This window comes from Paenalicyclobacillus ferrooxydans (assembly GCF_001399675.1).
GTDB classification, from domain to species: Bacteria; Bacillota; Bacilli; order Alicyclobacillales; family Alicyclobacillaceae; genus Alicyclobacillus_B; species Alicyclobacillus_B ferrooxydans.
The window spans coordinates 1-13,029 of sequence record NZ_LJCO01000059.1; the positions used below are offsets into that span (position 1 = coordinate 1).

General features: G+C 48.7%; 8 protein-coding genes and 1 pseudogene. 6 read left to right on the top strand and 3 right to left on the bottom strand.

All coding sequences use genetic code 11. From position 1 onward, the window contains the following. The 3 genes and pseudogenes from AN477_RS14420 to AN477_RS14430 all read left to right on the top strand — a co-directional run. Nucleotides 1-335: pseudogene (locus tag AN477_RS14420) on the top strand (recombinase); the annotation flags it as partial. Between the two features lie 407 nt (nt 336-742). Continuing rightward, the gene (locus AN477_RS14425) at nt 743-1,528 is read left to right on the top strand and encodes a hypothetical protein (RefSeq protein WP_054969875.1); all 786 of its coding nucleotides are present in this window, start codon (nt 743-745) and stop codon (nt 1,526-1,528) included. A 246-nt stretch (nt 1,529-1,774) separates the two neighbouring features. Continuing rightward, nucleotides 1,775-2,893 (top strand): hypothetical protein, encoded by a 1,119-nt coding sequence (locus AN477_RS14430; RefSeq protein ID WP_054969876.1) that lies wholly within the window; start codon nt 1,775-1,777, stop codon nt 2,891-2,893. Between the two features lie 246 nt (nt 2,894-3,139). Here the strand turns inward: AN477_RS14430 and AN477_RS14435 are convergent, their stop codons facing one another. From AN477_RS14435 to AN477_RS14450, 3 genes are all read right to left on the bottom strand, one after another. Continuing rightward, nucleotides 3,140-8,056 carry a hypothetical protein gene (locus AN477_RS14435; RefSeq protein WP_054969877.1) on the bottom strand — a complete coding sequence of 1,639 codons (4,917 nt, stop codon included), beginning with the start codon at nt 8,054-8,056 and terminating at the stop codon, nt 3,140-3,142. A gap of 644 nt (nt 8,057-8,700) precedes the next feature. Beyond that, entirely contained in the window at nt 8,701-9,354 is a 654-nt protein-coding gene (locus AN477_RS14445; protein ID WP_211266015.1) for a PIN domain-containing protein, read from the bottom strand. 4 nt (nt 9,355-9,358) lie between these two features. Continuing rightward, complete coding sequence (locus AN477_RS14450; RefSeq protein WP_054969879.1) at nt 9,359-10,510, bottom strand: helix-turn-helix domain-containing protein; 1,152 nt, start codon at nt 10,508-10,510, stop codon at nt 9,359-9,361. 254 nt (nt 10,511-10,764) lie between these two features. Between AN477_RS14450 and AN477_RS14455 the strand changes: the two genes are divergently transcribed. From AN477_RS14455 to AN477_RS14465, 3 genes are all read left to right on the top strand, one after another. Beyond that, entirely contained in the window at nt 10,765-11,163 is a 399-nt protein-coding gene (locus tag AN477_RS14455; protein WP_245631832.1) for a multiubiquitin domain-containing protein, read from the top strand. After that, on the top strand, nt 11,163-11,597 hold the full coding sequence (locus AN477_RS14460) for an E2/UBC family protein (RefSeq protein WP_054969880.1): 435 nt from the start codon (nt 11,163-11,165) through the stop codon (nt 11,595-11,597). The genes AN477_RS14455 and AN477_RS14460 overlap by 1 nt, the downstream gene beginning before the upstream one ends. A gap of 206 nt (nt 11,598-11,803) precedes the next feature. Beyond that, nucleotides 11,804-13,009 (top strand): HesA/MoeB/ThiF family protein, encoded by a 1,206-nt coding sequence (locus AN477_RS14465; RefSeq protein WP_342668565.1) that lies wholly within the window; start codon nt 11,804-11,806, stop codon nt 13,007-13,009. Nucleotides 13,010-13,029 lie beyond the last annotated feature (20 nt).

Genomic DNA, 13,029 nt, shown 5'->3' on the forward strand with positions numbered 1-13,029 from the left:
TTCGTGCGGATGCTTACAACTTGGAATACCAAATTCGTAGCCAGGATGGCAAACCCGAAATGGTGTATCAACATGGCTCTCTTTGCATTCCAATCACCGATTTGTACGTAAATGCGATGAATGACGTCTGGACAGACATGATCGGACGGATTGAACGGCGATATCCAGACCGTATGCGATTTAATCGTGTTTTACTTGCCGGAGGCACTGGAGACGCGTTTGCAGAACGGTTCGCCCGATGGATGCCACAGATTCAAAAAACTGTCGAACCGCAATTAGCAATTGCGCGCGGTCTGTGTAAATACGTGATATCTCTCGTTGGTGCTACAGAATGAGCAAACTCCGTCGATTTCCGCTGACCTATGATGAGGATTTCGATGCGGACATCCACAAAATTTTGATGGAAACTCCTCAAAAAAGGAGAAGTGAACGGCTGCGACAACTCATCCGACAGGGATTGTCGCTAGAGTCCGGAAACCGTTCTGACGCGGTCAATATGTTTCCCAAATCCAACCAGCAGCCCTCAAACCATACGGTTATTCAATCGGATCGTCCCACCGAACCTATAAAGCGGACGCGCAATCCAGTCAGATTTGAACCACCCTCATAGTCATGAACCCGCCACGTTGACTGATAACGTGGCTTATTTCTTTGTATCTGGTACTGAATCGGCATGTACCCAAGTTCTACCCGTGATAACGTATCGCAGTACGGAAGACCTTTGAAATGGGATGTGAATTTGATGGGAAATGATCGAGAACAGTGTCATCACCCACGTGATGAGCGCCATTATGATGGGGACAATTCAATTCGGGTGCTCTTGTGGTTCCGGCAGGCAATGGCTCGTATGAATGAGCAACTCATCCACCTTACAGCCAACGATGAGTTTGAAACCTTCACAGATGAATTGGAACAGATTGAACGGTATCAGGAGCAGATTGAAAACTACTTGCTCGAAGAGTGCTTTGGGAAGCTAGCCATGTATGAGCGGCGGACCAACGATGTCATTTTGGAGCATATGCCTGACGATATTCAGTTCTTGCCAAAAACCGACGGAATTACGATTTCAGGAATTCCGCTTTGGATGATAGGCCACAAGAGCCATAAGAAACTACCGCCTATTTATCACCGGGGTCGTCCGATGATACGAAAAATCCCGATGTGGCAAGCCATGATTGGTCATTTAAAATCGTCCTATCTCCGGACGGTATTGCAGGAAGAGAACGTACTTTTGACCAAACCAGCAGGCTATGCACATGTAGTCTTTGATTTTCAAACGAACCAGCTTCAAGTACGCGATCTTGACCACTATGATGTAGCGCCAATCATCAATGCCTTTGTGTCAAACGGATTACTCATCAGCGATCACCCGAGCCGATTGTCTTTTACGATGATTTGGAACGAAGTAGCCCAGCAACCACGACTTGATCTACATCTCCGATACTTGGATTGCCCGTTATCTCTACCTTTGGATTTTGAGGTCCTTCTAGGTTTGGATTTACAGAAATCGTCTAAATCCAAAGGCTAAATCCTAAGGAAGAGTAGAACAATCCAGCGACGGCTAGGGACAAACCACGAATTTAGGCAATGATGAACGACATTGAAAAATGACGAGGGAAGGTCAAGGACGTTTTTATCAGTGGATGCTGTGAAAATGAGGCGGCCCCTGGTGGGGCTAAACCGTTAGGTTTAGTCACAGCAGGGGCCAGTTTCACACGAGCCACAAAACCAACCGTTCGCGGTAAATGGAGTCACATAACAGGGGGGAGTACATATGGGACAGGTGTCACAGCAGTGGGAAGAGCAGACAAATATACGTGCAGACGAGGTATGCCGGGCACTCGTGAGGACTCCGTTGATGACATACGTACAAATCGCACGATTGCTGTCCATAAGCCCACAACAGGCGCGCAACCTAGTCACGCATGCTTGGGACAGACTGTGTGAGCAACCATATAATAAGACCCACCGTTCACAGAGGTTCAGATTTGGAAGCAACCGTCTGAAAGTGCTGGTCAAATTAACCGATGAAGCGATGGTCACATGGTCGAAAAGGGAAGGGATAGCATCACGCAATGTAGTCAGGCCGAAGGACATTAATCGCGTGCTGAGCGTTACCGACATATTAGTCAATTTGAGGGTGAACGGGGTGCTCTATGACAAATGGGATATGATGCTCCCGCAAACGATGAATGAAGGGTTACACGCATGGTTTGTTCGTAAAGACGGGTACAAATTGGGGATGTATCTACTACCAACGCAGGTTGACCGAATGGAAAATGCAAAGCGAACGCTGATTGTACGCGGTATTATCAAAAGAGTGACACAGCACATCGGTGTGACGGATACGCTGTTTCTGGTGCCAACGGGACAGTACGAAAGTACGCTACGCATCATGACAAAGCTAAAATCAGATGGGCACTCCCTGTTTCTGTTGCCACTTGAGCCGTTTGTAGCCGAAGCAGAATGGTTTCTAAATGCAATTGCAGATCGTGAGAAACAGGGGATGGCCGCACTTTGGCCACTACTCGACGTTCAGGACACGCTTTCGTTTACCGCGCAGTATCAATATGCCGCACTCTGTAAATTTGGGCCGAGATTGTATCGGTTTGTCGATGTATACACCAATGGCAGTGTGGACCGGGTTCGTGCTTGGCTCAGTTCGGACAATATGTTTGCGTACCCGATACCGGGTACAGGGCAAGCTGCTAAGGCGTGGGTGTATGCATATCACCCGATAATGGCAGATGTTCTTACAAGGGTTTTAAGTGAACGAGAAACCATCACAGAGGTTTGTCTGTGGCCAGCAGCGGCTAGGTCCGTATCGGGCCGGAACTCCAATCCTGTCTCAGATAGTATGGAGGACTGGAACCTATTTGTTTTCCGCAACTGAAAAATGCAGAAGAACACGGCGTTCCGTAATACCGCGTTCTTCATGTTTATGCAGTTTGGAATGGGCGTCCTTACTGTGTATTCGCGCCCTATAGTTCAAGTAGATTCGGCGGTAGATTGGGCGTTATTGCGAGTACGATTTGATAGACTCATTGTACATAGAGGTGCCTCATCATTGCAGGAACCTCTATGTCTTTGAAAACGTCCGGCCCACGATGTGGGTTGGTTCCGGTGGCAAAGACGCGTCTTATCGGAAAATCTCCTCCATTCGGTAGGTCAGTCTATGCGCACTCGGCCAGCCAGCCTGCACAAACAGGTCAAGCAGTTCCAGAAGAATACGCCGACAATCTGTGTTGTCCCGGAAAATCCATCTATACTCCGCTAAGTAGCGCTCAACGAGCTTAACAACCAGATTGGCGGCCATTGACTCGTGCTGATAGCCCCCCTCTTGTCCAGCAAATACGGTACGCCCAATGCGGAGAAACACCCCAACCGGATCCACTGGCACAAGATACTCCAGCGTCTCCAATAGGTAGTGAGTAACATTGGCGAAGGGGAACTCCGCCAGTATATCAAGTACCTGTTCAGCTTCCTCAAGGAAGAGTCTTTGACTGTCCGGACTGAGCGAAGTCGCGTCTGAATCCTCCGGCGTTCGCTTGTTGTCGAAAGCTCCCGAAGCAAAGTAAACTTGCATACAAGCAGAATGAACGATTTCTCCTAAGGCACGGGCCTGCTGCTGTAGCACCTCTTCCTCCCCACCTTTTTGCTGCTGTTGCATGAGCCCCCCCCACTGTTCCTTCGCTACCTGCAACACCTGTAACAGTACGTTCCAAGTTCTGTTTCGAACCGGCTCGTTGTCGGGGGTGGTGGGTTCTACTAAGCCAATAGTCAACTTATCGCGCAGCATCGCCACGAAGTGTCGGCATTCACCAGAGTAAGTCAACGGATCCGTAATCATAGGCAGGAGCATGTCCCAAGAACCCGTATGAGCCCTCCATAGAAACAATCCTTCAAAGATATCCACGCACGCCTCTCGAAGGGGAGTGTTAAGCGGTGTTCGTTCATATATCTGCCGAGCCAATTCCGTAATCCTATCGGGATATCTGCCTGCCAATGGGGCAAGGACATTATGTACAAAGCCATGAAGTACTCCGCGATTCAGTTCCTCCGTAACCAGACGCTCAATCAGCCTCCACATAACAGCGTTGGCAGTCTGGTAGAGACGTAGCAATCGAATTGCGACTTGAAATCGCACGGATGGGACAGGATCACTGACTAAACCCTCTAAAACCTCCAACAACTCCGGAGTTGCACCCGAATGGAAACGGGAGAGTTCTGCTAGACCTTCAGCAGCATCAATGCGCGCTGCCGGCTTGCTCCAATGTGGGTTTTCGTCAAACTGAGCATCATATTCAGGGTTACTCCTAGGCTCTGGATGACGTGATGCCTCCTGCAAGACAGATAGAATAAACGTGCCAGGATCCTCATCGCAACTTAAATCCGCACATTTTGCAGCGTGAGCACACGCCTCCGTCAGGGTTCCCCATGCGTAGTCCGTCTGTTTAGGATGGACACCATCATCTTCAGCGCTCGAGAGGGCCCCATGCAGTTCACGTAGAGCAGGTAGAACATCCCCAACTGCTTCAAGGGATGGGTTCTCATTCAGGTACTCTTTTGCGAACAGCGTAATAGGCTGCTCCAAACTCTGGATTCTGCAGTTTGCAGCGTCATCAATGGGAACTCCATTGTCGGCCAGATAGTCCCTAGGGCTGTACTCACGCGCTTCAATAGCTTCCATGCGAAAGGGAAGGTCATTTTGGGGGGCACCTCCATTTACCGCCAGTTCGGAAATACGCTGACTGGCCTCTGGAGTACAGACGAAATCAGGTGGAATACACCCAAGCAAGCGATCACGCACCCTGTCGCCTGGCTCTATAAGATTAGCGTCGTCGGTCACCGGAATGGACAAGATGGCGCGTTCAATCTTTTCTCGGTCTTCAGGGGACAAGTATCTATAAATAGCCCGGAGGAATTCCCCTGCTACGGTGCCGGTATCGAGGCCCCTTAAGATGGGCACGGACCAGCCTAAGGATCGAACCTCCACACCAAGGGTAGCAGGGGCCGCTGCTGCGCAAATAAGCAAACGTCGCCACAAAGCAGCCATTCGGTTGCGTATGACCAATAAGTCGACGAGTTGCTGGCGCAATCTGGTCTGGCTCGAATCCGTCCCAAGGTTAGTGAAGTAGGTTTGGAAAGTGTCCATCATTTTGAGAGGTTCCTCATGGCGATAGTGACTGTTAGCATCCCAAATCGAGCTATAGTCCATGTGGATACCCGCTTCCACGCCGTTTACTACAAAGCTCTCTTCAAAGACGTTTTCCGTGTGACGGGTATGTTCAGTTAGCACATGTTGCTCAACAACTGATATTAACGCTTCCACCGCTTCAATAGGAGCCTGCTTAACGAAATACTCGAACAACTCGCCGAGTTGATACAAGCCATTGTTGTAGTCTTGGCGACGGTTCGAACTCAAAGGCAAGATTCTGCTTCCGCCTATTAGCGTCACATCTTCACTCTTTTCAACGTAGCCGAACGCAGCGATGTATAGGTCCCGGACAAAGGCAGGGTCGCATTTCATGATATTCCGTGCTTCTCGAGCCATACAGGGCATTTCTAGATGTCCGTAATTTTCCATGTGTTGTCTCTCGAGTGTACGCTTCAATAAACGCCTGGACGCCTCCGGATCGCTAGGATAAGTCTGGCAGACACAGGTAATGGCCTGTAGCACTAGCCTTGTATCGACCGGCACTTGTGACCAACTGAACTCAAGGAGATTCCTCGCCGCAACTCCAGCTTGTTTCTGCTGCTCATCAGTTAAACATGTGTATCGCTCGCACAACTGGGTAAGTAACGCGCACAAAATGTAGGCCCCGCTTCGTGAGATCTGTGTGCTCAAATACTCGACAAGTTCAGCCCAGGGACCGGCTGTCTTACCAGCCATAAGACTGGCCATATCTGCAGGCGTCATCGCCAGCAGTCCGCCAATTACGTGTCGTAGGGTGGCCTCACCGCTGGTTCTTCGCGAATGTTCCTTGATGACCTTCAACAACGGACAGAGATCAGACAACTTCGTACTGGATTCGGCCGCAACGATAGGGCCAATCAGCTTGCTGACCTCAGGAATACGAGTATCTTCCGTGAATTGCAGAACCAAATCCCAAAAAAGTGAACGGGTGTTATCAAGGGACCACATGTGTTGGAAGTGCATGTCCAAGCTTGGGCGAATGACCAAGACCATTTCGGGATCAGAAGCCAATCTTTGTGTCAAATCAACTTCGTTTCGGAGTATAAGCCGCTCAACCGCGTAGTCAAATAGCACATGATGTGGGAAAGTCAAGTTCGAGTCATCTGGACGTGAGTTGGGTGAAGGTTGCCATTCGCTCAGCACATGTTCGCTAAGAATTAGGTCAAGGACGTGGCTTGTCTGAGGGGCAGCAACATGAGCCCGCGAAATCCGTAATGTTCGATTGTCTACCATTTGAGAGGCTGCCCTTCGAAGCAAATCCTCTCGAGCGTCACGCTGACCATCACGTGGTTGAACTACACGTTCTTCCCAATATCGGTCAAGTAACTCAAGTTGCGTTCTGATTGGGGTAAGTTCCGCAACCGATGCACCCTCGCCGATTAGTTCACCCATGAGACGTAGGTTAAACGGCACCAGTAATAGTTGTTTCAGCGCATCATCTGCAGCCTGAACGAGGATTCGGAGCTCATCTGACCTTGTGGTTATCTCTGATAGTTCTTCCTCTGAAAAAGCAGGAATCTGTATATGACATACTGCCGAAAATTCAGGGTCCCTGTAATCATCAAGAGGTGGTCGGCCACCAAATGCATTGCGAAGGTCTCGACTGTGACGTAGGTCGAACTTTCGAATCGACGCAACTACCCTCCAGCGTCCCTTTGTTCTGACTATCCGAGCCAATAGATTCGAGAGCATCTGCGCTTTTCGTTCAGAACGAGCCGCATCTAGCGCATCAATGACAAGAAAGGCAGGTTGATCGCCACTCCAGTTTTCTAGGACCTCATCCAGGTCGTGATCCAGACCGAGTTCTTCCCGGAGTTGGGACTCCGATTCAGCACTTATTCGATCAACTGCTAGGATTACTGTGTCTTTTCCTTCTTGTAAAAGGGTATCTACCAAATCGTGCAACGCTCCCGATTTTCCAGCCCCCGGCTCTCCAACGACGACAAGAGACCGGTCCTCTGCCTCACGTCGTAGTTCTTGAACGCATCGCCGAGCAATGTTAATCTCAGACTCCCCAACTCGAAGTCTAGACAACTCTCTCATATCCGCCTCCCGCATCCTGGTCTGCCTAGAGAGCGCTAAGATATCCTTGCGGTAATTCCAAACGGACGACGTTTGATTCAGCACATGGTTACGAAGCAAATCCCTTGCAGCAACATACACCTGTGCGTTTCGGGCTAATGGCTTTGCAATTGAGATGTGATCTTCATCCAGCGAAATAGGATTCGAACCCACTCCGGGATGGGCGGACGTAGGGTTGACAACGATAATGCTACCCTTGACGGGCCGCGATTCGTAGAAAGTTCGCGTTTGCACTCCAACCGCCGCATGATTACGATACCATTCGAAAAGGTCTCTCAAGTGTGGATCGTGGGCCCGGAGATCTCTGATCGAAACTGTAGGAAACATAGCTCGAAATGAGCCTAGTTGTGTGGCGAGTTCCGCTCCATTGTGAGGCGTAGCAAGGAATAGGACAGCACGAGTGTTCTCGAAGACGGAACGCTCCGCATTTGTTTCAAAAGAGTCATAGGATATCCTAAGAACCTGTTTGACGAGAAGACCACCTAGACTATGGCAAACGAACATGATCGGCCTATTTCCAATGTCATTTTGCACGAACAAGTCCAAGACCTGTCTCGCGCGATCCGGTAGCGACATCGAGTATCCGGAGTCACGCTGTTTTGTACAGAACATGCCCAATACGCGTCCCCATTTTGTTGCTGACGCTGCGTAACCGAGGGACCACACACCGACATCGGAAAATTCATCGCCAAGCCATTTGGGCCAGAAGCTTTCGGAGTTATTACCTTGCCGCCACGTAGCAAACGGATCTCCGCCAAGACCATGGACAAAAATCACGTCTGCCTTTCTTTCTGTGTTCCCGCACCCTGAGATTTGGTGTAATCCGCTCAGAATAATGATCTCTCCTTTATTGGCCTGTCTGGGAATGTTTTGAATATACTGCTACGGAAACACGGTCGAGTGTTTTGCTCGTTCTAACGTGCCCTGTATGTCAAATGAATTATCAGTTTGAAGTTACGGTAATGTGAGGCAGCGAGTTAGGGGTAACCTCGCTTATTTTTGAGATAGACTCACTAAGTCGCTACCCGATTTTGCAATAAGAATATCACTGAAAAATGAATGAGTATGCAGTAGTCATGCATAATCGGACGCCGCGTTTTTCTACAAAATGGACCTGTGGGATACAACCTATTCGATGACAACTGGCAGATGGATGATTAACAGAATACAAATTGGACATGACGGGAAATGGTGACCGGGGATGTGTCCCGACGAACAGAAGACTGGACATCAAAGGAAACTAGAAAAAGCGTTTGCTCTTTGGCGTTAAAGGGTCACGGCTGTGCTTAACATTCTCCCATCCGCGGTCCTTTTTGTAGGTACCGATAGCTTCTTTCCAGGTAATCGGTTCTTTTTTCTTGCCGGAACGCTTTCCAGAGCCGGACTGAGTCTTAAACGAAAAGATGGACAAGACGATCACCTCAAGGTCCCTGGCCGGAGGCAGCACTTTGTGTTTCGGAGAGCTCCTCTCCAACTGGTTCACGCTTATTCGACGGGGGGTATCCCCGGACAACTAGTTTTTGATGTGTGCTGCCGCCGCCGACTAGGGAGTTACGGAGTATCATCCTCATACTCAATTTGTAATCTCTCAAATGCGCTTCGGACGATAGCCTCACCGATGTACCTGGGGTTATTTCGGTGTATAATAGTATGATATCTTTCGCGTGACTAGCGGGGAGCCCACCGGCTTCGACTAAATTACAAATGAGTTCAACTCCCCAGATGAGTGGCACACCTTCCCCTTCACATTCTCTTCGCAAGGGCTTATCGTTTGTAACACAAGTCCACCCGTGATCTCTAGCGAGAATTAGACATAAATGATCCTGAAACGAAAGTGGCCCTCTACTCTCCGTTGTAGCTAGCATAACTTGATCGAGTTCTGGTTCAACCAGGGTAATGCCGAGCTCCAAACAATCATTTTCGCTGATCTCGTTCACTTCGCTTAAAACGGGTGTCGCTAGATGAATTGGACCGACATAAGCAAAAATTAACTTGATGATGGTCTTGTCACACTTGAAGTAATCAATGAGGATGTTTGCATCAACTATAAGAAAAGGTTTCGTCTTTGTCCCCATTCCGCTACTCCCAGGAAGAAACTCTTTCTCTCATGGCTTCAAGATCTAATCTCAAGATTTCAGCTCCGCGACTGAGGGTAATCTTGTCACTTTCGATTGCAAGTCGAACAAGCCTTGATAAACGATCTTCGATGAAATCTGATGCGGATAAAGAATCTGGTTCCTGTGAACGCAGTACTTCCGACATCGATTGATGGAATGAATGAGGCGGTAGCGCTTCAGGTTCATCCATAATTTTTAAGGTTTTACCGGTTCTTGATTTATACGCAGCTTGGAATTTACCCCAAACCGAACCGCCGTCGCGTTCGGCCAAACGATAAAGAACAGTTTTATAACTGACTTGGAAAATCCGCTTTACTTTCAGAACCCTGTCTACAAACGCTAACCCATAAGTTTCTTCCCATTCCGATTCAAAGGCTCTTTGTGGCATGAGGAAATAAGACGCAAAGATATTCGCTTCGGTTTCTTGACTATCATCTTCTTGGCTTTCGTTTACGTTATAGGCATCTAGATGAAGCAGTAAATGGCCTAACTCGTGTGCAGCGCTAAAAATCCATCTCTCTACAGAAATTCTTTCCCATACGTTAACAGCTACTGCTGGCCCTCCATCTAGCTCGGAAACAGACAGGCCAAAGAAACCATCGGATGCGAGACTAATGGGATAGAGTTTAATCCCACTGGATTCAAGCAAACCAGCAATATCACGAATGGGTTCCTTTTCGTGTAGGTCTAATTCCTCTCTAGCCAATTCGGCAGCTCGTTTTGCACGTTCAACTCCAGCTTGAACGGAAGACAGTCGATGGACAAGGTCTTCAAACCGGTAGTTCTCCTTGTTCTGTAACAAGTTTTCAAGGTAATTGAAATCGTCTAGCCACCTGGCTACTTCATTGAGAATCTGTTCTCGGCTGTTCATACGCTTCAATGCTCTAAAACGAACGTTCTCTAAAGTACGCACAGGAGTAATCAGGTCTTGGAGTTTCACGCCCAATCCATCAGCAATACTTTGCAAAGTGGACACCTTCGGAGTCGACGCGCCAGTTTCAATGTTCCGATAAGCGGGCCTAGAAATCCCACTGAGTTCAGCCGCCTTATCTTGACTCCACCCATTGGCTTCCCGAATGCGTCGAAGGTTGTTGCCAATTATGTTTTGCTCCATAAACACCACTCTTCTTATTTGTTATACATACAACACATTATATGCAAAAAAACAAATTTCGTATACATGATAATTGTGGTTTACAAAAAAACAGTTCATGCCTATAATTTGATTCGAGGTTGGTTACTAAAGGCCGACACAGGAAGGGGGCAACGGTCTTCAATAGCGCATGTTTATGTTGCTGCAAATAAAAACACGGCATGTGTCAGATGCCGTGTCGGTTTGGCCCATTGCAAGGCCGGTGGATATAGGTTATGTACCAAAAACAATCATACCATATCCTCCCGGGACACGAGAAGAACCATTTGAATGGAGGATTGATTTTGATGCAAAACCCTGCAAATGAGTCGGCAATTGAAATCATCATTATCGACGTGGAGGAATATGCAAAGAAGGGCGAACTTCCTCCAAAGGGAATGCGGTACCGCATTCGTGTGGACAAGGAGTACTACGTAGTGGATGTACCTGAGGTCACTGGTCGAGACATCCTCCTTTTGGCGGGAAAGACGCCTCCTGAGCGGTTTCGACTTGATGAGAAGTTAAAGGGTGGCGCCACAAAGAAAATTGAATTGACCGATATTGTGGATTTAACCACTCATGGCGTGGAGCGATTCATGACACTTCCCCTAGACCAAACCGAGGGGGAGCAATGATGGAACTGAATGAATTGCGCCGTGGCTTCGACCTCCCAGAAGAAGACCGTGAGCATTTAGATGCCCGCGGTCTCCCTTGGGAGACCGTATCAGAAAAGGATAACCAGTGGCTTTTGATTCATGACTTTCCGATACCTGAGGGCTATAGTCATCGGTCAGTGATGGCAGCCATTCGCATCCCCGCTAATTATCCGACCGCTGGACTAGACATGGTTTATTTTCATCCTTCGCTTGCCCGTGAAGATGGCATTCGCATCCCGGCGACGACAGAAGGTACAGTGGTCATTGATGGCTGCAGCTTTCAGCAATGGTCTCGTCACCGCACGGCAGCGAACCCATGGCGTCCAGAAATAGACCAGATTTCCACCCACCTCAGCTTAGTGGAGGAATGGCTCCTACGCGAGTTTCCAGTGAAAGGAGTCACTCCGTCATGAACGATATCAAGTTACGTCTAACGGGCCGTCAACACGAGGCCCTTTATCATCATCTTTTTCCAGGTGACGGAAAGGAAGCAGTGGCCCTCGCTCTATGTGGGGTTGGGGAATGGTCTGAAGGTGCTGGTCACTGTGAGCGAGTGGTTTGTATTCACCGCATAAAGCTCGTCCCTTATGGGGTTTGTTCCGTACGGACGGAAGATCGAGTGACATGGTCAACGGATTCTGTAATGGATCTAATTCAGGAAGCAGAACGCAAACACATGGTCATTTTAAAAATTCATAGCCATCCAATCGGCTTTCCTAGGTTTTCCGCCTTTGATGACGAATCCGACCGGGAACTGTTTACAGGAATTTCGGGCTGGCTGGATACTGACTTTCCAGGAGTCAGTGCGATTATGATGCCTGACGGTCAGATAATCGCAAGAGCCGTCGATGACGACGGAAACTTTAGCGAGGTAGCATCTGTCAGTGTGGTGGGCCCTGACGTAACCATCTGGGATTCTACAACATCAGCCAAAGAGGACATTCCTCAATTTATGATGAGGACAGCACAAACTTTCGGGCAGGGGACTACAGAAAAACTTTCTCGACTCTCAATTGGTGTTGTGGGTATTTCAGGAACGGGCAGCCCTGTAGTGGAAATGTTACACCGATTGGGTGTCGGTGAATTGGTTCTTGTGGATGGCGACGTTATTGAAGAAAAGAATGTAGGCCGCATTTATAATTCTACTCTCAGCGATGCAGAAGAGTCCCGGTCCAAGGTTCATATGTTGGCTGCAGCTATTGACCGAACGGGCCTTCCCACTAAGGTGGCGCGTATTCCGAAAGATCTCTTTCATCCGGAGGTTGTGCGCCGTTTGGCTCAATGTGACGTCATTTTCGGATGTATGGATTCCGTAGATGGTCGGGATCTCCTAAATCGACTATGTTCCTGTTACTGCATTCCTTATTTTGATTTGGGGGTTCGTTTAGATGCGGACGGACGCGGAGGGGTAACCCAAGTATGTGGCACGGTTCATTTCCTTCAACCAGATGGCTCTAGCCTATTGAGCCGAGGAGTATATACGGAAGAAGAGCTGCGGGCTAGTAATCTTCGGCGAACTGACCCCGAACAATACCACGAGCAAGTCGCCTCAAAATATATTAAAGGAGTCCAAGAAGATCGTCCTGCGGTGATTAGTGTCAATACCTTGGTCGCTAGCCTTGCAGTGAATGATTTCTTGGCTCGTATCCACCCATTTCGAGACGACTCCAACGAGAAAGTTGCTTGTCTGCGTGTTAGTCTGACGCAAAACCGACTCATCCCAGAGGCCGAAGGACCTTCATGCAGAGTTCTCGAAAAGGTCACAGGCCGTGGGGATATGCGTCCGTTACTCAACATGCCTGTTTTAAGTGAGAGGACTTTCTAACATGACCTATAACTTAATGC

Coding starts and splice junctions, on each gene's coding strand:
- AN477_RS14455 (WP_245631832.1), top strand. CDS start 10,765: ATGTACCAAAAACAATCATACCATATCCTCCCGGGACACGAGAAGAAC.
- AN477_RS14450 (WP_054969879.1), bottom strand. CDS start 10,510: ATGGAGCAAAACATAATTGGCAACAACCTTCGACGCATTCGGGAAGCC.
- AN477_RS14445 (WP_211266015.1), bottom strand. CDS start 9,354: ATGGGGACAAAGACGAAACCTTTTCTTATAGTTGATGCAAACATCCTC.
- AN477_RS14425 (WP_054969875.1), top strand. CDS start 743: ATGGGAAATGATCGAGAACAGTGTCATCACCCACGTGATGAGCGCCAT.
- AN477_RS14460 (WP_054969880.1), top strand. CDS start 11,163: ATGGAACTGAATGAATTGCGCCGTGGCTTCGACCTCCCAGAAGAAGAC.
- AN477_RS14430 (WP_054969876.1), top strand. CDS start 1,775: ATGGGACAGGTGTCACAGCAGTGGGAAGAGCAGACAAATATACGTGCA.